Raw genomic sequence first — 21744 nt, forward strand, 5'->3', positions numbered from 1 at the left:
GTTTTCAGAAAATATCGAAAGTGGCAAACCGTTATGACCTATGCATGTAAGCGGTGTACTGAAAAAACGGTTTTCCCCGTTGTAAAAAAATAAACTTTTTTTGCGATATGGAGAGATAACAATCGTTCCCCCTTTTTCGACACATTAATAATAGAAGAGAGCCCGTTGGTAATTTTTCGAATTCGAAGAAACCATGCTGCATCTTTTTAAAATTCTTTACGACAGAACAGCCCTTGTGGGAGAATGGAAGAAATATGGTGAAAGTTAGGACGCAGAGGAGGGACCGGCGATGCTGGATAAGGATCGCTTCAATGGATGTTTACTTGGACTAGCGGCAGGAGATGCACTGGGAACGACAGTGGAGTTTAGCAGCCCGGGCACATTTGAGCCTGTAACTGATATTGTGGGGGGCGGCGTGTTCGGCCTGGCTCCCGGACAGTGGACGGATGACACGTCAATGGCGCTATGTCTGGCTGAAAGTCTGGTGAGAAAAGAACATTTTGATCCGGCGGATCAGATGCGCAGATACACGAATTGGTATGAAGTCGGCTATATGAGCAGTACCGGAACATGCTTTGATATCGGCGGGGCTACGCGAAATGCGCTGGAAAGTTTCAGGAAGACCGGAGAGCCTTACAGCGGATCAACCGATCCGATGACGGCTGGTAACGGTTCAATTATGCGGCTTGCACCTGTTGCTATGGTGTATGCGGGCCATCCACAGGATGCTGTACATTATGCGAGGCTGAGCTCCCGCACGACACACGCAGCAGCGGAAAGCCTGGAAGCCTGCGAGGTGCTTGCGGCTATTCTGGTTGCAGGGCTGCGCGGAGCAGACAAGCATACGATGATGCTGCCCGAGACATGCCTGCGGTGGAGGGATGAGTCTTCTTTTTCCCCAGCTATTGAAGAAGTTGTTCGAGGATCCTACCGCGATAAGGAACCACCTGCAATCCAGGGGAGCGGCTATGTCGTCCGTTCGTTGGAGGCCGCGTTGTGGGCATTCCATAAATCTTCCACATTTGAAGAAGGGGCACTGTTAGCCGTTAATCTTGGTGATGATGCAGATACAACAGGTGCTGTGTACGGGCAGATTGCTGGTGCTTATTATGGTCGGAGTGGCATCCCGGCACATTGGCGCAATAAACTTGCGATGATGGAAACCCTCGAGGCCTTGAACGAGGCAATGTGGCTAAAAGCAGCCCAAATATCATCCTGAAATCGTAACAAGGAATAACCAAAAAAGAGACACAAGATGGACAGGAGAAGAGAACATCATATGAACAAGACAGAACGATGTGCTTCGAAATCGGGAAAAGGAGGGGCATTTCCGTTATCCCTTCTATGCCTGACGGTAGGAGCATTCGCCATTGGAATGACGGAATTTATCATTATGGGATTGCTGCCGAATGTGGCTGCTGATCTGCATGTGAGCATCCCTCAAGCAGGGCAATTGATTACGGGATATGCCCTGGGTGTCGCGGTTGGCGCACCTATTCTGACCGTGTTTACCCATAAGATACCGCAGAAAAAACTGCTGGTCCTGCTGATGTGCATTTTTATCATCGGTAACGCACTATCCGTCATTGCACCAACATATGGCTTGCTGATTTCGGCACGCATTTTGACGGCATTTGCACATGGTACGTTTCTTGGTGTAGGGTCGCTCATGGCTACTCGTCTGGTTGCACCCGAGAGAAGGGCCGGGGCCGTTTCCGTTGTACTTGCAGGACTTACGATTGCCAACATTATTGGGGTACCCTTCGGTACGTTTATCGGCCAACAGCTCGGATGGAGATCATCGTTCGGAGCCATTACAATTCTCGGCATCATCTCATTAATTGGCATCATTCGATTCATTCCGGTTATTTCGCAAGGGGAGCCGGCGAACCTGGGACAGCAGTTCCGTAATCTTGTTCGTCCTCAGGTGCTATTAATACTGCTCATCGGTGCCATGGGCTGTGGAAGCCTCTTCGCGGTATTTACTTATATTACACCCATGTTAGTGGATATCAGCGGCTTTGCGGAGCAGAGTGTAACATGGATACTGGTACTGTTCGGCGTTGGTGTGACGCTCGGAAACATGCTGGGCGGACGCCTGGCCGACTGGAAACTGATGCCGTCCCTGATGGTCAACTTCGGCGTGCTGGCCGTACTTTTGGCTGCACTCACTTTGACGCTGGAGAATCCATATCTGGCGGTGATTACAATCTTCTGCTGGGGTGTTGCAGCGTTCGGAATCATGCCGGGTCTGCAGATTCGGATCATGAATATGACACGCGAAGCACCGCTGCTTGCGACCACATCGAGCCACTCCGCGTTTAATCTGGGGAATGCAGGTGGAGCCCATATTGGTGGGTTCGCGATTACGCATACGGGGCTTATTTCCGTACCATTGTACGCAGCAGTCATTGCGGCTCTGGGTTTGCTTGGGCTTGTGATCAGTCTGGGGATGGAGCGTAAACAGCGATTGCCGGAAATCCCGGACGTTGTGGAGCCTGCACCGCTCAGCTGAGTCTAGGCAGGAAGATGGAAGGATGCAGCCTCTGCTCCGCGTAATGTGGAGTGGAGGCTTCTTTGTAGTTTTAACTAGAAAAAGACAAACCATCCTGATTGAAGTATTATTGGTATAACATAACGGACACCATATAGGCCCTGAAAGGAACATTATAGTGAGGAAAATCATTAATTTTATTCTTGTCTTGCTGATCATCTGGGTAGCACTGTTCTATCCTTTTCGTTTGGCTTGGTATGAAGGTGTGCTTCAGATTCCTGAAGATCTTCATGCTGTTTTCTTGGTTTTTTTGTTCTTTGGATATCTGATTTGTTCCTCGGGCACAGGACTTCTTCTGGGCAAGATGTGTTTCAGGCCAAAAGAGGAGTAGTTTAGGAAAGTTAATATGAGAAATGGACTATCGAAAGAAACTTCGCTTCAAGGGAGGTTCTTGAGCATGGAACAAGGTTCGCTGAATAAAGCGAGGTTACAGGTGAAAAAGTGGCCCCAAGATCCGATAGCGGCGGGACGCCGTCATACCGTTGGGCTCACATCTGACGGCCTGGTAATGGCTGTGGGTGATAATAAAATGGGCCAATGTGAAGTCAGCGGCTGGCGGGATATCATTGCGGTCACAGCAGGTAATGTACATATGGCGACAAACACAGGCAATGTTCACACCATCGCACTGAAATCGGATCGCACCGTGGAGGCTGTGGGATGGAACAAGGATGGCCAGTGCGAGGTAACCGACTGGCACGATATTGTAGCCATTGCCGCGGGTTGGCGTCACACCATCGGTCTGCAGTCGGATGGTAAGGTGGTAGCTGTGGGTCGGCATCAAGAAGGTCAATGCCAGGTAAGCCATTGGAATGATATGGTGGCAATAACTGCAGGAGACTGGCATACCCTCGGCCTGAAGGCAGACGGAACAGTGCTGGCTGTAGGGAATAACCGATATCGCCAATGTGAAGTCAGTGGCTGGCGTAATGTGGTAATGGTCGCTGCGGGTTATCTCCATTCCGCTGGTCTGCAATCAGACGGTACGGTGCTCGCTGTGGGTAGTAATAAACATGGGCAATGCGCTTTAGACAGCTGGCACGGTGTGGAGGCGATTGCGGTGGGGAGTAATCATACCATTGGCCTAAAAGCAGACGGTACGGTTTCCGCTGCAGGCTGGAATACGTATGGCCAGTGTAATGTAAGTGATTGGCACGATATTGTTGCCGTAGCTGCAGGCTGTGCCCATACCGTAGGGCTTAAATCAGATGGTACGTTGGTTGCTGTCGGAGATAATACATATGGACAATGTGATGTAAGTGGATGGCAAGGCATTCGAATGCCGGGGAGTCGTTTTTAAGAAAGGATTCTTCATGTAGCGTTACTCTGTGGTAGAGAAATGAATTTGAGTGCAGAGCAATATCCTTCGTTGAAGTCGCCAATATGGCGGCTTTTTTTTGTTAAGGGAATTAATACGATACTTTCCTTGCGTGAATTTGTCTGAATTGTCCACTGTTGATAATTGGGATCATTAAATTCTTGTTATCTGAATTTTAAAAGGAAAATAGTCCCTGAAATTAAGGACTATCCTACTATATCCTAAAATAAGGAAAATGCCGATAATCATTTATTAGACTCCATTTATATCACTCTTAAGGTATCAAATGGATAAAATACTTAAAGGAGGAAGACAACTTTCATGAGTTTGAGAAAAAGTCTTATCGTTTTTCTGGTCGTTTTGTTCGTGATGGGAACTATTCTTCCGACAAGCGGATATGCGCTTTCGGATCAAGCAGATGCCATAATAACGACCGAAAGCAGCGCGGAGAATGTTGATGTATCTATGGAGGATTTAGCTTTAACAGACGCTGAGAATCTGGATGTTTTTGATCCGGACATCCACGAAGAACCAGAGGGTGTTGATGAAGATATAGAGGATCAAGAAGATACACCAACCGTAACTGATGATACGTATGGTGAGGGTTTCTTTACGACTCAAGCCATGGCATTAGCAGAAGAGCAAGTTATTGTAATGTATCCTGGTGATTCGTATAGCTTCACGAATACTGGAACTCGCTCAAAATCCTTGAGCACAGATGCGGCCACATCGAGAAGCAGTTCTTATGATTATGCGGTTTATAAAGCAGATGGAAGCATTTCAACAGATAACATGAATTCAACGAGTAGCCTATCCGTAGGAGCGGGGTACACTGCTGTCGTAACCTCAAGTGGGGTCAATGCATTTACAGTAACCATTCCTGTTGAATTCACCTATAGTGTGTCTGAGAATCCGGCCTTACATAGAGCGACCTTGTCCAAAGGTGAGAGCTATCGATTCGTCAATGAAGGAACACAAACGAGGGCGGTTAGTGCGGATACGTCTACAGCTCAAGACCGGAAGTATGACTATGCCAACTACAATGAAGATGGAAGCCTCTCTGGTTCAAATTTTGAATCAACCGGAAAGCCCTACTTAGGGGGAGGAAACGAAATTATCTTTACAGGGGCCGGTTCACAGCCTGTGACCATTGGACTCCCGTACGAAGTTTATACCGGTGAGTGGAGCGATGAACCTGCGTATACCCGAGTGACGCTGAATCAAGGTGAAAGTTACCAATTCACAAATATCAGCGCTAAATCCGATGCGCTCCAAAGCGATGGGTCCACCAAAGACAAGCATGACTACGTCGTTTATCTTCCGAATGGGACGGAAAGTTCCACCGGGACCAATACATCGACTAAGCCTACGGTAGCTGCGGGGAGAACCGCTGTAGTGACCTTGGTGACAGCAACACCCGTAACGTATGGTGTACCGTATCGGACATTTGATGTTCAAAAGGCTGGTGGCGATGCCATTACTCGAGTTACCGTATATCCCGGAGAATCCGTGATTTTTCGGAATAATGGTTCCTTATCCAATCCGATTAAGAACGATGCGAGCAGTTCAAACGGAGCCCTTTTTGATTATGTTCTGTATACATCAGAAGATGTTGTACATTCGGACGGCTTCAACAAAAATACAAATCCGATCATTCGTTCTCAGGGTTATGCAGTTGTGACCGTAGTCGGACAGGTCCCTATTGAGTTTAGCTACACGGATGATTTCTCGGTCGAAGACAGCATGGAACCTGCGTACCATCGGGTAACACTGAACCAGGGAGAAAGCGTGACTTTTTGGAATAACACTACCGACAGGGAATATCTCGACAGCGATGCGTCTACCAGCCAAGGGCGGATATTCGATTACGTGACCTATTACCCTGATGGCACAGAACGGAGTACAAGAAAAGCGACGGCGGTTGAACCTGTTGTATTTTATGGGAACAAAGCTGTAGTTACGAATGTATCCGCTCAACCGGTAACCATAGGTGGGATTTACACGATCTTTGATGTAGAGGGTCGACCGAATGAAGCGCTAAGCAAGATTACCGTGTCTCCAGGCCAATCTGTCAAATTCCATAATGGCGGTTCACTGAGCAACCCGATCCGGAGTAATGCCAAGTCGGTAGGTTCTCTATATGATGTCGCGGTGTATAAAGCGGATGGTAGAGCACACAGTGACAAATTCAATAACAATGGTAGTCTCGCTACAATTCCATCCGGTGGTGAAGCCATCGTTACCGTAGTGGGAAGTACACCCGTATTATTCGAATACACGGATGATTTCTCTGTAGTGGATAGCCAGGAACCGGCATATCTGCGTGTGACTTTGAATCAAGGGGAGAGTTACGCCTTCACCAATACGAGCTCAGATTCGGAAAGACTCCGAAATGATGCATCCAGCAGCGCAGGACGAGTGTATGACTACACGATTTACAACGTAGATGGAACTCAGTCCAGCAGTAGAACAGCAACCGCGATTGAACCGACGATCTTGGGTGGCAAGAAAGTTGTCGTTACCAATGTCTCTAATCAATCCATAACGTTTGGTGGAATTTACCGCGTTTTCCGCGGACAAGACGATGAAGTGCCTTCACCAGAATTGGAAATCACCATCAACCAAGGTCAGAGCGCAGTGTTTACGAATCCGGGTTCGGAACCTGCTGAACTTCAACGGATTGCGGGAGAAACTTCCGTTGTGGATTATGTAGTCTACGATACAACCAATACATCTTTGTCTTTTGTGGAAGGTATGAGTCATGCAACATGGGAGATTCCAGCGGGAGCAACGCTTGTCGTCGCCGTAGTATCTTCGGAGCCGGTAACAATTCAATATGCCGCTCCGGTGACGGCCAGTTCCAGTCAGGAGCCTGCACTGATCAAGCGGGATTTGGCCCCAAATAACGTGGTGTTGTTCTCGAACACATCATCCTATGCATCCGTGATCCTTACATCTGTAGATGGAGGAGTGGCCTATGATTACGTTATTCGGGATCAGAACCAAGTGGTTATTAGGGAAGGTAAAAATGCGGCAGGAGGACAACTAGTACCTGGACATGCTGACATTCAGGTGCATAATGTGGGACCCCAGACGCTGCACTTTGCAGGTGCTTATCGCCAGTTTGCGGTCAAGGAAGTGAATGTGGAGTTTCTGACCTTGTATGAGGGTGTAGAGACGGCGCTGCCGACCCTTCAGCAAGGTAATGTGTACTATCGTTTTACCCCATATGGTTCTGGTAAGTATCGGATCGCGATTAAAGAGTCAGGAGAGTTTTCGATCGAACCTAGGCTTGAGTTATATACAGATAAGGAACTGAGCAATGCAATAGCAGCTTCAGTGGAACAGGAGCAGGTATATGGTGAACAGTATACCGTGCTGGAGTGGGAACTGCAGGGTGGACAAACCTATTATCTGAAGCTGAGTGAAAAGGATGGAAAACCGGTTCAAGGTGTCATCAAGGCTGCTCAAATGTACATTCGTAATGATAGCTCTTATGAATATGGCTATGGCAATCAATTGCTTAAAGTTGTGCTATTTACGGGAGATCAGATTGTATTTGAGTATGATCGCAATGGAAACCTGACGAAACGTACGAAAAAGATTTTCCCCTTTAATTAATAATTGTCTAAATCTAGGTTGAGGTGATGGAGTGTTTAAGAAAATAACGATCATTTGGCTTTGCGCCATTTTGGTACTTAGTGGACTCGGTTCTTTTGGATATGGGGGACAAGCAGATGCGGCAGAAGGGAAGGATTCTATTCCTTCTGCAACCTACATTACAATCCATAGTTTAAAAGAGCAATTTGGTATTGGAGAAGACTGGATTGAACAGAAGCTAGATCAAGGGTACTCACTATATCAACTGTACAAGGCTTTGCAAACAGATCGCACAGGCGGCGAGGCTGCAGAGAAATGGCTAGAAACGCAAGAGACTAGTAAACCGATTCAAATGGAGGGGCTAAGCCCTTCCGAAACATTGCAAGAAAACACATTTTCAATTAACGCCATTGAAGAAGATGTTCCAGGTACCGGAACGAACGTGGATGAAACCGCGCTAAACCATGTCGATATCCGGGACGATGCATCACTGTACATGACGTCTTATGGAGCGGAATCTATTGCCACTGCTACAGGGGAGATGATGGTTAGTAGCACAGACCTCTCTCTACCAGGCCTGATTCCGTTTGATCTGACACGTATCTATGACAGTGCTAGAGCAAGTGGACAGCTCGGCGTCCAATACGACGAAACAACACAAACATACTCCAATGTAGTCACGCCACGTAAGGAAGAACTCAATACGGGGTTGGGACAAGGCTGGCGCTGGGATATACCCTACATGGAAACTCGCGGGGATGAACGGTTTATCCTTATTCCAGGTGTAGGTTATTATCGCCTAAACGCTAATCTTGAACTGGAAGGTTACGTATGGAATGATTTAACCGTGAAGCAAGATACGACTGTGACCGTGGATGGTCAGTCCAGCAGTTACCGTTTGTCGATCCGGAATGGCTACGATTATTTGTTTAACGGAACCGGAGAGTTACTGCAAATTACAGATGGTTACCGGAATACGGTGGATTTTCAATATACAACATTGGATGGAAACCAAGTCATCTCCCGGATTCAAAATAGCGAAGGTCAGGCACTGACTTTTGCTTATGACAACCTGAAGGTTACCGTGCAGCTTGCCGGAACGGACCGGAAAGTAACGTATACACAGCGGGAAGATGAAGGTATTCGCATTTTGCGAGAGTTTACCGATGCACTGGATCGGACCACGACGTTTACCTACTATTATCCAGAATCCAAATTCAATTTCCTGCCTGAGCTGCAAAGCAATCAGAATGCGCATGGTGTAATGCATACAGCTTTATTGTCGCGTATTACAAGTCCATCTTCTGCCATTACGGATTACGCATACATTCCGGCGATTAAGAAAATGGGTGAAGCTTCTTCCTATTTCGTCTTTAAAGTCAGAGAGCGCAAGAGCCATTTCAGTACAACTGAAGGCGAAGGCACTTTGGACCAAATCAACTTTGAGTATTCTGGAGAAGATCTGGACTCTTATGGACAATCAGCCACGTGGACAACGAAAATTAAGGCTGCACATACCGTGGATACGTGGACGTTCTCCAAAACGTTTAGTGCCGTCACTGAACCTGATCTAGTTTATGCAGACCAGCATACACTAACTGGAGATGATGTAACCTATTCTACGGAGCTTCAGTACGATAGCCAAACCAAACGGAATCTCCCGACCCAAACGACAGAATGGGTAAGTGAGGGTGGTCGAACTAGTGAAAAGTTGACTACGACTATCGCATACGATACAAACGGGATGGTGACGTCCGAGAAACAAAGCACCGGACAAGAATCAACTTATTCTTACGAAGTGGGCAAAGCGCCTTACCATTGGATCAAACCGGTGCGGATCACCACTAAGGTGAATAGCACTTTGGAGCAGTACACGGAACTATCATATAACAATCAAGGGGACATGTTACGGACCACCACCAAAAACGGATATGGTGGACAATTGCTCTCTGATTCAGAAGTGAAGCTGGATGATAAAGGCCGCGTCGTCAGTACAACCGACAAAGGCGGTACATTAGCTAAAGATCGTACAGCAACATTCAGCTATCAGCCGAATGCAGGGCATTTGTTGGAATCGACATCGATGACCGTGCATGATGCTGCTGGTAAAGCAGAATCTCTTGTGGAGACGTACAGCTACACGTCTGCCAGTGAACTGGAGATAACGACGAATGCTGCCGGAGAACAGGAAACGAATCAATACGACAAGTCAGGGCGTCTGGTTCGAATAACGCATGCCGATGGTACACAATCGACGATTGCATATGATGACACCAATAACATCATAACAAGCACTTCGCCAGACGGCATGGTGACTTCCGAGCGTTACAATCCATTAGGTTTGCTCGTGGAAGAGCAAACGGCGGACGCAACATATAAATATGCCTATGATAGCGAAGGAAACGTGACAGCTCTGGAAGATGCTGAGGGAAACGTGACGAGGTATGTGGTCGATGCGTTTGGGCAAATGACAGAGACCCAATATCCGGATGGAACCAGAAACACAACAACAATTGATCCTGTTGGACAAACCGTAACGGTTCAGGATGCTTCCGGATACCAGACTCGTGAGAAAATGGATTTACTGGGACGCACGACAGCAGTAGAAGAATATCGGGACGGTACATTTGCTCCGTTGCAACAAAGAGAATATGACTTGAGTGGCAACGTGACTGCATCCATTGATGGTAATGGGGAGCGGACGACATATACGTACGATGCGCTCGGACAAATGGCAACAGCAACCACGCCCAAGCAAGAAACCAGCCGATATTTTTACAGCTACCAGGGCCAGGTGACCCAAGTTGTTTCTGCCAACGGCCAAACGGTGACCAAACAGTATGATGAACTGGGCCGGATCATCAAGCAGACCCCACCGAAACTGGATGGTTCTGCGACTACCTTCTACTATGATAAAAAGAGTAATTTGATCAAAAAGCAGGATCGGCTCGGAAAGATCACCGAGTATACGTATAACAGCGACAACATGCTTACAGGGTTCAAAGGTCCAGATACCTCTGTATCGTATATGTACGACGAGATGGGTCGTAGAACGTCGATGACGGATGATCACGGCAAAACGACCTATTCATACCGTGATACGGACGGTGTGCTGAGTGGGCTTGCCTTTCCGGATGGAACCCAGCTGGAATATGAAAACAATACCCAGCAGCGGTTGGGATATACCTTGTCCGATGCCAAAGGGCAATCCTTGCAGGTACACGGTGAGCTGGACACGATGAACCGGGTCACTTCCATGGATATCACCTCTGGAACAGGGGGCGCTTCAGCGCTCGCAGCATCGGCCCAGACGCCTGTGGATCGAATGACATTTAGTTATGCGTCGAACAGTTTGCTGGAAAACGTATCGTTTGGGAATGGCCTGAGCACAAGCTATCAGTTCGATGGTTATGATCTATTAGGAGTTACCGTTTCCCAAGGAACGAGCGCTATTCATCAGTTCGACTATGAATATGATGGAGATAAAAACATCACGTCCCGTACTCAAAATGGGACAATTGATCAGTTTACGTATGATGAACTTAATCGCATCCAAACGGAATCGGGTTCGCAACAGGAAACCTATACGTATGATTCGAATGGCAACCGTTACAGTACCGGGAGTGGTAAGGTATACGGACTGAAAGATGCAGAATATACGTATGACAGCCAGAATGGCTTGGTTAAAGCGACCGGTGAAGGCAAAACAGTAACCTATAGCTACAACGGGGATGGTTTGCTGTATGAGCGCACCGAAGGTGACCAAACGACTCGTTATTACTACGATGAAGAAGCCAAACTGATGGCGGAAGCCGAAGTGACATCTGGAAAAGCTGAACTGACCTATGTCTATATCTATGACCTGTATGGGAAACTGTGGGCACGTCAGGACAAGAAAACTGGAAAATTGGAATACTACCAATTCAATGGTCATGGCGATGTGGTCGGACTTGTGGATGATGCTGGCCAAGTATTGAACGAGTACACGTATGACATCTGGGGTGGACCACGCACAACGGAGGAAACAGTACCGAATGTACTTCGCTATGCGGGGGAATATTGGGATGAGACGGTAGGACTCCAATATTTGCGAGCTCGGTGGTACGACCCGGGTATGGCACGATTCATTGGTGAGGATACGTACGAAGGGGAACTGAACGATCCATTGAGCTTGAATTTGTATTCATACGTTCATAACAATCCATTGAAGTATGTAGATCCGACTGGTCATGTTGCTTGGTTAATTCATGGGACATGGAGTGACAAGGATACGTGGACTAAGGATTTCCGTGGTTATCTTGAGGGTATGTTAGATGAGTCGGTTGCGAGACTTAGTTGGACTGGGAAAAATAATGTTCCAGCTCGCGATGAAGCAGCCAAAGACTTGACAGATAGAATATACAGGTTTTACTTATCCAATCCCAAAGAACCAATCAGACTGATAGGTCATAGTCACGGAGGAAATGTTGCAATCATGATAGCCAATAATTTGGCTAAGTTAGGAGTGCATGTGGATACATTGATCACTATAGCTACACCAGTACGGGAGTATCAACTGTCAACAAAAGTTGGGCAACACATACAAGTATATAATAGTTATGATATTGTTCAAAATAATGGAGGTAGCATAAAAAAGAGCGCTAAAGCAAGAAGGACTTTTGAAAATGCTCTAAATATTGAGGTTATCCTTCCAGAAAAAGAAAGAGAATTCTATTGGAAAGGACAAGGAGTCGTAAATCATTCTTCTATGCATAGTAATGTTAATGTTTGGAAGAAATATATTGAACCAAAGCTGAAATGATCGTGACAGTGTTAGTTTATTACTAAATTAGGAGGTGACAGAATGTCGACTTGGATTAAACTCATGTGGATTGCTGCTAGTTTCATTAATTTATCAGTATTTATTTGGTTTTTAATAGGGGCTACTTCTAATTTTCAAAAGTCACTAGACTTGATTGGGTTACCAATCATGCTATTCTATGGCGTCCCTTCTTTAATTATTAACATCATTTCAATTGTAATTCTCATGAAAAAATGGAATTCCCAGTTAAGTGCATCTATCATGATCTTGGGCGTGGTGTTCATCTTTGTATTATTGTACTGCACTCCAGCTTTTATAAATGCTTTACAACACTCTGGAGGAAGAGAGAAAGTAGAGTCTGATCCCGTTAGGTATACATCTGATCAAAGATATCAGTATAATATCGAGTTGATGAAAGCGTCAAAGAATAGCAATCAGATGAATTTAATTGTTAGAGAAGTATCTGGTAGTGCAACCGGGGTAAAAGCTATTCAATTAGATTTAGACACTAATGAAATAAAATCAACAATATCTGGTCCGGGTTCTAATTGGCAGTGGGCCATTTTAGAGCCAACAACTATCCCTGCACTATACAAGCTCAGTACAACTGAAAGTTTAGGTGTTAAAAAGGTATATATGATCGATATTGGAGAAGGATCATGGGAAGAAATAAAGTGAGTAAATGAGAGGATCTCAGAGCAATAATACATTTACTTCCCAACCAAAACACAAGATTCCTTTACTTGCTACGACCGTTTCCGTATTTATTCGGAAACGGTTGTTTACTATAGCTCTGGTTATGCGCGTTATTGGAGTTTAGCGGATTTGGTTCTTGTGGTTACAGTGGATAAGTGGCTGTGGTAGAAGGAAAGGATTTCATTCCTTTCAATTAACGCCATTGAAGAAGATGTTCCAGGTACCGGAACAACATGCTTACAGGGTTCAAAGGTCCAGATACCTCTGTATCGTATATGTACGACGAGATGGGTCGTAGAACGTCGATGACGGATGATCACGGCAAAACGACCTATTCATACCGTGATACGGACGGTGTGCTGAGTGGGCTTGCCTTCCCGGATGGAACCCAGCTGGAATATGAAAACAATACCCAGCAGCGGTTGGGATATACCTTGTCCGATGCCAAAGGGCAATCCTTGCAGGTACACGGTGAGCTGGACACGATGAACCGGGTCACTTCCATGGATATCACCTCCGGAACAGGGGGCGCTTCAGCGCTCGCAGCATCGGCCCAGACGCCTGTGGATCGAATGACCTTTAGTTATTCATCGAACAGTTTGCTGGAAAACGTATCGTTTGGGAAAGGCCTTAGCACAAGCTATCAGTTCGATGGTTATGATCTGGCAGGAGTCACCGTTTCCCAAGGAACGAACGCAATTCATCAATTCGACTATGAATACGATGGAAACAAAAACATCACGTCCCGTACTCAGAATGGAACAAGTGATCAGTTTACGTATGATGAACTTAGTCGCATCCAAACGGAATCGGGTTCGCAGCAGGAAACATACACGTATGATTCGAATGGCAACCGGTACAGTACCGGGAGTGGTAGGGTATACGGACTGAAAGATGCAGAATATACGTATGACAGCCAGAATCGCTTGGTTAAAGCGACCGGGGAAGGCAAAACAGTAACCTATAGCTACAACGGGGACGGTTTGCTGTATGAGCGCACCGAAGGTGACCAAACGACTCGTTATTACTACGATGAAGAAGCCAAACTGATGGCGGAAGCCGAAGTGATGTCCGGTAAAGCTGAACTGACCTATGTCTATATCTATGACCTGTATGGGAAACTGTGGGCACGTCAGGACAAGAAAACTGGAAAATTGGAATACTACCAATTCAATGGTCATGGCGATGTAGTCGGACTTGTGGATGATGCTGGACAAGTGTTGAATGAGTATACGTATGATATCTGGGGTGGACCGCTTACGGCGGAGGAAACAGTGCCGAATGTGCTTCGTTATGCCGGTGAATACTGGGATGAAGTGGTAGGACTGCAGTATTTGAGAGCTCGTTGGTATGATCCAAGCATGGCAAGGTTTATTGGCGAGGATACGTACGAAGGTGAATTGAGTGATCCACTGAGTTTGAATTTGTATGCGTATGTGAGCAATAATCCGTTGAAGTTTGTAGATCCAAGTGGTCACGCGCCAATCGTAGGAGATAGTCCTTATGATACTGTCCCGCCGAATACTGTTAATGGATATACAGTATATGTAACTAAAAAGCAATTAACTCAACTCGGATTTCAAAATATAACAAATAACATGGTGAAAGACTTGAATGTTACGTTAGGGACTTTTGATATAACGACCAAAGAAAGGATTAGTCATTTTCTATCACAAGTTATGCAAGAATCGGAATTGGGAAGATGGACTACTGAACTTGGTGATAAAAATTATTTTTCAAAATATGAGCCTGGAACCAAGTTAGGCAAACAACTTGGTAATACAAAAAAGGGCGATGGTTATAAATTTAGAGGCGCCGGATATATACAAATGACAGGCAGGTATAACTACCAACGTTTTGCAGACGCTATGGGGGACTCAAAAATCATGAAAATAGGTGCTGAGTATGTTGCTGAAAATTATGCATGGCGAGCTGCAGGATTTTGGTGGGATGATAAAAAGATGAATAAACTAGTAGATTCAGGAGCTTCAGTTACTCAAGTGACAAAACGAGTTAACGGTGGAACAAACCATCTTGCTAATAGAAAAAAATACTACGCACTTGTTAAGAAAATTCTACACTAGTAATAGATTTATCACTTGGAATGGAGATGAATAAAGAATGAAAAATTGGTTGTTGATTTTAATACCAGTTTTACTATTAATGTCCTGTAATGCGAATGTTGATTTGTACTCAGATCAAGCAAAAAGTAATAATGACTTGAGTATAGAAGAGGGTTTTACAATTAAAAATAGTAATTACTCTAAAAATAATATTAATATTGTATATCCACAGATAGTTGATATTACAAATGCTGAGAAAATAAATGCACTGATTCAAAATGAAGCCACGAGAATAGTTAATTCCTATTCACTAGAAAAAGATAATCTTGATATAAACTATCGAATTATGTATAAAAATTATGAATTAATAAGTATTCAATACTTTGGGTCAGTATTTACAGAAGGTGCACCCTACCCTTCAAATGTTTTTTACACATCGAATATTGATTTAAAGAAGGGATCGAGAGTTAAATTATCTGACTTAATTGAGGTTAATGATGCATTCGTAGAAAAGTTTAAAGAAGGAAGTTACAAAAGTTATGATAAGGATTTGAATTTGTTAGATAATGGAGTCTTAACAGAAATCTTGAGTGGATACAGTAGTAAAGATTTAATAAGTTATTTTAAACAATCAGATACAGTAGGCGAAGTGAATGATTCAGAAACATATAGCTATATCACTCAAGATGCCATTGGAGTCAGTATTTCAGTTCCTCATGCACTAGGTGACCATTTAGAAATGGAAATCAGTTTTTCAAATTTAATAAATAATATTAAGAAGGGAAATGAAGTTTTATTGGAAATGGTAGGAGAAGAATGAAAGTGAGAGAAGCGTTTGTCTCTTGTGAGGAGGATCCCAAATAGAAAAAGTATGCTCTGGTTAAAAGAACTTATACCATCCAAGTAGAATTCCTAAGAAGCAGACTTTAGCAACCTTAGTTTGGTATTCCACTGAACTAAGGTTTTTCTTTTTTGAAACGATTAGTGTGTAAATTGATATAAGTTAGTTTAACTTAGGTAAAAAAGCTATATTATAAAAGGGGAAATTTGTATAACGATATGAGAATGTGACCTATGCAAGTCCTTTGATGTTGTGTTACTCCCTGTTAGACTACAAGGAAAAAAGATGAACTTGATTTTGTATTACGAAGAGGATTTTATGGTTAAAAAGGACAATCATTCTGTCAATATTCCTTAAAATTAAATTTTTGGATGCCCTAAAAAAGTTTAGTATGAGAAGAAAATAGGTTTTATGGAGGCGGTACGGTGGTTTTTTGTGGGTCATAATGCATATGAACAATGTGATGCATGCAACTGGAAATGTATTCATATTCTAAGGGGGAAATTAACAAAGTAAAAACCGCTAACGTTATCTTTCGTTAGCGGTTTTTGAAATGTTATAAAGCAGTTAAAAATGGATATTGAAATGATGTCTTAACTGGAGTGCTTACTTCAAATTTTCCAATGACTCTTTGATGGCTGGACTTAAACGATAAGTCTTCAAAATGGTTTCAATTGCTTCTGCGCGCGTTGCTCCGCCGTTCGGGTCAAATGAACGCTCATTCTTACCTTCGAAGATTCCTAGAGCAGTTGCTTTTCGGATTGCATCTGCACCGAATGCACCATTCAAATCAGCAAATTGTACATGGGATGTATCGATGTTCAGGATAAGTGAATTCAATACACGTGTGATGATTAGAGCCATTTCCTGACGGGAAATGGTTTTTTCCGGACGGATGGAACCGTCCTCGTACCCGTTCAATACGCCAACGGCTACAAGTCTCTTGAGGTCATTGGTAGACCAACGATTGTTAATATCACGGTATGCTGCGAAATCCTCTTCATTCAGGTTGACTTCACGTGATGCCATATCCACAAACGCACGATTGATCATGGCTGCAAATTCTGCACGGGTAATTTGTTCATCAGGCTCGAATCCGCCAGTAGGGTAGCCTTTGATTACGCCCAGCTTGGTCAATTTTTCGATAGACGGTATCGCCCAATGGTGTTGAACATCACCAAACTGCAATTTAACGAAGTCATCACCTTTGCTGATGATCTCAGCGATTCTGGCTTGAACACCGGCAATTACGTTGCTATCTGCGTTCACCACCCGGCTTCTGAAAATATCGTTGGGATCCTGGTAATCCTCGGATTGTTCCGGCGTGCTTGGCTGCTCCGTTGTTGTTCCGGGTACAGCTGGTTCTTGCGGTTTAGAACTAACAGGGGCGGTTGGGGGCGAACCTGAACCTGAACTCGAACCTGTCGTTGGACTGGATGGAGTTGTGTCATCACCTGGTACTGATGGTGGATTGGACGGTGTGCCACCGCTTCCTTGGACAACCTGCACCATCACCTCTGAGGTACTGTCACCTACACTGTGTCTAGCGTCGCCGTAATATTTAGCCGTGATCGGGTGATCTCCGACACTTAGAACACTTGTTGTGAAGTAGGCTTTGGCCACACCATTCGCAACGCCGTCCGGCCACATGGCAAGTGTAGCTAATTCCGTGTCGCCATCCATGAGGATTACAGATCCTGCAATATCACGGGATATTTGTGGTTTTGTTTCTGTTCTTACGTAAAAGGTTACCGCGTTTCCATACTTGGATGGGTTCAGATAACTGGTAACCGTCGTCATCGTTGGGTGTTCTGTTACATAAGCTGCTTCAGCTGTTATCATTTGGGTTAGCGGAGCTGAGGTGCTGCCCTTGAATGTACGGTTCCCATTGTACTCCGCGGTAACTTGATGTTCTCCGGCACTTAAGCTTCTTACTGAATAAAATGCGAGATCCGGTTTGGTTACATCTGTTCCGACCTCAGCAGTACCCAGTACGATATCCCCATCCTTGAATGTAACCGTGCCTGTCGGCATGTCGTACGTATCCTTATAGTTTCTGCTGACTCTCGCCATAAACGCAATGGGCTCTCCTTCTGAGGCCGGGTTACGTATGCTTTCAATCGTAACGGTTGTATTAAACAGGTTTTCGCTGTCCTCCGGAGGAGTTGTGTCTCCTCCATTTGACGGTGTAGGGGTTGGAGCTGGCGTATTTGTACCATTTCCTTCTGCCACTTGGAGCCATATATCTGAGACACTGTCAGCGATACCGAATCTGGTGTCACCATAATATTCAGCAGTAATGTGGTGTTCTCCAGCGCTTAGATCGCTTATGGTATATGATGTTCTGGCATGACCGTTGAAAACGCCTTTAGGAAACATCGGAAGCGTAGCTAACTCCTTTTCACCGTCCATAAGTATGAGGGTTCCAGCAATATCTCGGGAGTATTGTGGGTTTGTTTTTGTACTTATGTCAAGTGTAAATGGTTCCTCTGACCGTGGAGGATTGAGGTAAGTAACCTCCGTGACCGTCGGATGTTCCGAAGGAGGTGTCGCTGTAGTGGATACCGTCTGTAAAATTGGATCGGAGATGCTGCCGCCAAATGTGCTGTTGCCACTATACTCGGCTGTGATCTGATGTTCGCCGGCATCCAGATTTCTTACCGAAATTAGTGCTCTGCTAGGGATGGAATCATTTACTACACTTGCTGTGCCAATTACGGTGTCCCCATCTTTCAAAGTCACTGTACCCGTAGGATCCTCGCGAACAGTAGAAGAACTATCCGGACGGACCGATGCTACAAAGGTTACAGGATCGGTTTCTGAGGCTGGGCTGCGCGTGCTTTGAAGCGTAATGGTGGTACTAACGAGTGAGGCACTGTCCCCTGAAGAATTTGTGCCTGCTTCTGCGTAAACAGCAGAGGCAGAAGTAACCATCAGTATGGTTACAAGCAGAGTGCTTACCTTTTTTTTGAGCGTTGAGAACATTTGACATGACTTCCCCTTCGAAGTAATTTATCGTTTCTGCATGTATGAAATATATACATGATTACGTAAGAAACATAGATATTATCGTCATAATTTGTCGAAAGTTTAGTGTTGATGTCGAAAAATCGTATAACTCCCTTTTTTTAAACATACTTCTTCAACCAGGTGTCTCTTCAAGAGTCGATTTTGGGTCATTAGCAGAGATCCGATTAGACTTGTATCCAGAAGCTTAATAATCATTAATATCATTTTTTTCTAAGAGAAGGTGACCGTTTGTACTACTATAAAGGTGCATTCAGAGGCGCAGATAACTTTATCTATTTCAAAAGCGATGTTCCATTAGCCGAGAGTGATGTCGTGATATTGGGAGAGAAAACGTATTTCATTGAGAGTGTCCAAAAAGAATTTCTGCTCCTGCAGAAGGTTGGCTCGATTGTTGAAGTGAGTACGTAATACTCATGCCAATGGATAGACTGACACAGGCAAGTATAAATCAGCAGCGTTCTCCATCATAAATTTCCATTCAATCATCAAGGAAACGTTCCCTTTTTCAAGTGTACGTGCACTTCTGGGCCCCCGCCTACATACAATAGATCGACCCTGTTCCTTCACGTGCTCAGGCCAGATCGTTGTAAAACTGCAGGAGGTGTCATCTGTGCCCGGATTGTTTACCGCAATTGCCCTGTTCATCAAAGAGTTAACGCTGCTCGTCTCGTATGTCAAAAATAATGCGTTCCCCCAGCCGCTGGCTGAGGACGAAGAAGCCAAACACCTGCGCCTCATGGCTGAAGGCAATGCCCACTCCCGCAACTTGCTCATTGAACACAATCTGCGCCTTGTTGCGCATATCGTCAAGAAGTTCGACAATACGGGTGAAGACCTGGAAGATCTGATCTCGATCGGAACCATTGGTTTGATTAAGGCCATCGAAAGTTTTCAACAAGGCAAAGGAACCAAACTCGCCACATTTGCGGCCCGCTGTATAGAGAATGAAATTCTAATGCACCTGAGGTCCCTGAAGAAAACACGCAAAGACGTCTCCCTCCATGATCCCATCGGAACGGACAAAGAGGGTAATGAAATTACGTTAATTGATATCCTTGGAACCGAAGCGGATGATGTCGTAGACAGGGTGCAGCTTAAGATTGAGAAAAGTAAAATCTACCGTAATCTCGACATTCTCGATGACCGGGAGAAGGAAGTCGTCATTGGCCGATTCGGCCTGGAGGCTGGCGGGGAAGAACGGACCCAGCGCGAAATTGCCAAGGAACTCGGCATCTCCCGTTCATATGTCTCACGGATCGAGAAACGGGCGCTAATGAAGCTGTATCATGAGTTCTATAAGCAAAAATAACGATGACCCAAAGTAGAGGGCGCCTTGTTAGAAGAGGTGGCCTCTTTCGCATGAAAAAAATCATAATTGAAGGATATGTATTTGGGTCAGATTATTATATGATGTTGTATACAAGTTTCAGCAACCTAGAGAGCATGTGCAGAAAGAGAGTGGTGGTTTACCATGCAGCAAGAAACATTAACACGGGGATTAAAAAACAGGCATGTCCAGCTTATGGCGATTGGAGGGGCGATTGGGACAGGCCTCTTTCTGGGAGCGGGCAAGACGATTCAACTGACAGGACCGTCGATCCTGCTGGCGTACATCATCACAGGCGCGGTTTTGTTTTTGATCATGCGTGCATTGGGGGAACTGTTGTTAAGCAACCTGCAGTATCACTCCTTTGTGGATTTTGTGCGTGATTACCTGGGAAATATGGCGGCGTTTATTACAGGCTGGTCCTACTGGTTCTGCTGGATATCCATCGCTATGGCGGACATTACGGCGGTTGGCATGTACACGCAGTTCTGGTTTCCGAATGTACCGCAATGGATGCCGGGTTTAATTGCACTGGTCATTTTGTTAGTCATGAATCTGGCAACGGTGAAGCTGTTTGGCGAGATGGAATTTTGGTTTGCTTTAATCAAAGTCATTGCCATTCTGGCCCTTATTGTTGTCGGTCTATATATGATTTTTAAGGGTTTTACCACAGATCAAGGGACGGCAAGCTTCACGAATCTGTGGAGTCATGGGGGATGGTTTCCAAATGGCATGCATGGCTTCATTATTTCGTTCCAGATGGTGGTGTTTGCTTTTGTCGGCATGGAGTTGGTCGGACTGACCGCAGGGGAGACGGAGAATCCGGAGAAGGTTATTCCGAAAGCCATTAACCAAATTCCGATCCGTGTGCTGCTCTTCTATGTGGGTGCATTGCTGATTATTATGAGCATCTATCCGTGGAAAGCGATTGTGCCGAGTGAAAGTCCCTTTGTGCAGGTGTTTGCAGCTGTCGGTATTGCGACTGCCGCTGGGATCGTGAATTTCGTGGTGCTGACATCTGCAGCTTCGGCGTGCAACAGTGCCATTTTCAGTACAAGCCGTATGGTCTTCTCCATGGCGAAGGATCGGAATGCACCGGAGTCCCTTGCACGCCTGAATGGCCGAAAGGTGCCTTCCAATGCACTCTTTTTCTCCACACTGGTTATTCTGGTTGCCATTATTCTGAATTATGTCATGCCAGAGGGCGTGTTCACACTGATCACCAGTGTATCGACCGTTTGCTTTATCTTTGTCTGGGGCATTATGGTGATCTGTCACCTGAAATACCGTCGTACCCAGCCGGAGATCGCTAATCGGAGTCACTTCAAACTGCCGCTGTATCCATTTTCCAACTATTTAATCTTGGCTTTTCTCGCGTTTGTGCTGGTTGTTCTGGCATTGGCAGAGGATACACGGGTGGCGCTGTTTGTTACTCCGGTGTGGTTTATTCTTATGGTGGGGATCTCTCTGTTTAAGAAAAAAAAGTGAAAATGTAAAACCGTCCATCGCTGATG

The 21744-nt window shown here is 45.2% G+C and carries 12 protein-coding genes; 11 read left to right on the forward strand and 1 reads right to left on the reverse strand.

Annotated elements, in window-relative coordinates; translation table 11 throughout:
• Window positions 1-289 precede the first annotated feature (289 nt).
• From MH144_RS10820 to MH144_RS10855, 8 genes are all read left to right on the forward strand, one after another.
• Window positions 290-1219 carry an ADP-ribosylglycohydrolase family protein gene (locus MH144_RS10820; protein WP_239299713.1) on the forward strand — a complete coding sequence of 310 codons (930 nt, stop codon included), beginning with the start codon at window positions 290-292 and terminating at the stop codon, window positions 1217-1219.
• 60 nt (window positions 1220-1279) lie between these two features.
• Window positions 1280-2515: an MFS transporter gene (locus MH144_RS10825; RefSeq protein ID WP_239299714.1), complete on the forward strand. Its 1236-nt coding sequence runs from the start codon at window positions 1280-1282 to the stop codon at window positions 2513-2515.
• 436 nt (window positions 2516-2951) lie between these two features.
• On the forward strand, window positions 2952-3854 hold the full coding sequence (locus tag MH144_RS10830) for an RCC1 domain-containing protein (RefSeq protein WP_239299715.1): 903 nt from the start codon (window positions 2952-2954) through the stop codon (window positions 3852-3854).
• A gap of 339 nt (window positions 3855-4193) precedes the next feature.
• Window positions 4194-7493, forward strand: coding sequence for an RHS repeat domain-containing protein (locus MH144_RS10835; RefSeq protein ID WP_239299716.1), 3300 nt, complete (start codon window positions 4194-4196; stop codon window positions 7491-7493).
• Between the two features lie 31 nt (window positions 7494-7524).
• Window positions 7525-12273 carry an RHS repeat-associated core domain-containing protein gene (locus MH144_RS10840; RefSeq protein ID WP_239299717.1) on the forward strand — a complete coding sequence of 1583 codons (4749 nt, stop codon included), beginning with the start codon at window positions 7525-7527 and terminating at the stop codon, window positions 12271-12273.
• Between the two features lie 42 nt (window positions 12274-12315).
• Entirely contained in the window at window positions 12316-12951 is a 636-nt protein-coding gene (locus MH144_RS10845) for a hypothetical protein (RefSeq protein WP_239299718.1), read from the forward strand.
• Between the two features lie 293 nt (window positions 12952-13244).
• Window positions 13245-15053, forward strand: a complete 1809-nt coding sequence (locus tag MH144_RS10850) for an RHS repeat-associated core domain-containing protein (protein WP_239299720.1) — start codon at window positions 13245-13247, stop codon at window positions 15051-15053.
• Between the two features lie 37 nt (window positions 15054-15090).
• Window positions 15091-15852 (forward strand): hypothetical protein, encoded by a 762-nt coding sequence (locus MH144_RS10855; RefSeq protein WP_239299722.1) that lies wholly within the window; start codon window positions 15091-15093, stop codon window positions 15850-15852.
• A gap of 627 nt (window positions 15853-16479) precedes the next feature.
• Here the strand turns inward: MH144_RS10855 and MH144_RS10860 are convergent.
• Entirely contained in the window at window positions 16480-18858 is a 2379-nt protein-coding gene (locus tag MH144_RS10860; RefSeq protein WP_239299724.1) for an Ig-like domain repeat protein, read from the reverse strand.
• A gap of 273 nt (window positions 18859-19131) precedes the next feature.
• Between MH144_RS10860 and MH144_RS10865 the strand changes: the two genes are divergently transcribed.
• The 3 genes from MH144_RS10865 to MH144_RS10875 all read left to right on the forward strand — a co-directional run bounded on the left by MH144_RS10865 (window position 19132) and on the right by MH144_RS10875 (window position 21718).
• Window positions 19132-19311: a hypothetical protein gene (locus MH144_RS10865; protein ID WP_095359567.1), complete on the forward strand. Its 180-nt coding sequence runs from the start codon at window positions 19132-19134 to the stop codon at window positions 19309-19311.
• Window positions 19312-19513: 202 nt separating this feature from the next.
• Window positions 19514-20212: an RNA polymerase sporulation sigma factor SigK gene (gene sigK, locus MH144_RS10870; protein ID WP_095359566.1), complete on the forward strand. Its 699-nt coding sequence runs from the start codon at window positions 19514-19516 to the stop codon at window positions 20210-20212.
• A 162-nt stretch (window positions 20213-20374) separates the two neighbouring features.
• Complete coding sequence (locus MH144_RS10875; protein ID WP_239299726.1) at window positions 20375-21718, forward strand: amino acid permease; 1344 nt, start codon at window positions 20375-20377, stop codon at window positions 21716-21718.
• Window positions 21719-21744 lie beyond the last annotated feature (26 nt).

The sequence above is a fragment of the Paenibacillus sp. ACRRY genome (assembly GCF_022346995.1).
Classification (GTDB): domain Bacteria; phylum Bacillota; class Bacilli; order Paenibacillales; family Paenibacillaceae; genus Paenibacillus.

Excerpts from the sequence above, each read along its gene's own strand:
- MH144_RS10820 (WP_239299713.1), top strand. The coding sequence starts at position 290 with ATGCTGGATAAGGATCGCTTCAATGGATGTTTACTTGGACTAGCGGCA.
- MH144_RS10825 (WP_239299714.1), top strand. The coding sequence starts at position 1,280 with ATGAACAAGACAGAACGATGTGCTTCGAAATCGGGAAAAGGAGGGGCA.
- MH144_RS10830 (WP_239299715.1), top strand. The coding sequence starts at position 2,952 with ATGGAACAAGGTTCGCTGAATAAAGCGAGGTTACAGGTGAAAAAGTGG.
- MH144_RS10835 (WP_239299716.1), top strand. The coding sequence starts at position 4,194 with ATGAGTTTGAGAAAAAGTCTTATCGTTTTTCTGGTCGTTTTGTTCGTG.
- MH144_RS10845 (WP_239299718.1), top strand. The coding sequence starts at position 12,316 with ATGTCGACTTGGATTAAACTCATGTGGATTGCTGCTAGTTTCATTAAT.
- MH144_RS10850 (WP_239299720.1), top strand. The coding sequence starts at position 13,245 with ATGTACGACGAGATGGGTCGTAGAACGTCGATGACGGATGATCACGGC.
- MH144_RS10855 (WP_239299722.1), top strand. The coding sequence starts at position 15,091 with ATGAAAAATTGGTTGTTGATTTTAATACCAGTTTTACTATTAATGTCC.
- MH144_RS10860 (WP_239299724.1), bottom strand. The coding sequence starts at position 18,858 with ATGTTCTCAACGCTCAAAAAAAAGGTAAGCACTCTGCTTGTAACCATA.
- MH144_RS10875 (WP_239299726.1), top strand. The coding sequence starts at position 20,375 with ATGCAGCAAGAAACATTAACACGGGGATTAAAAAACAGGCATGTCCAG.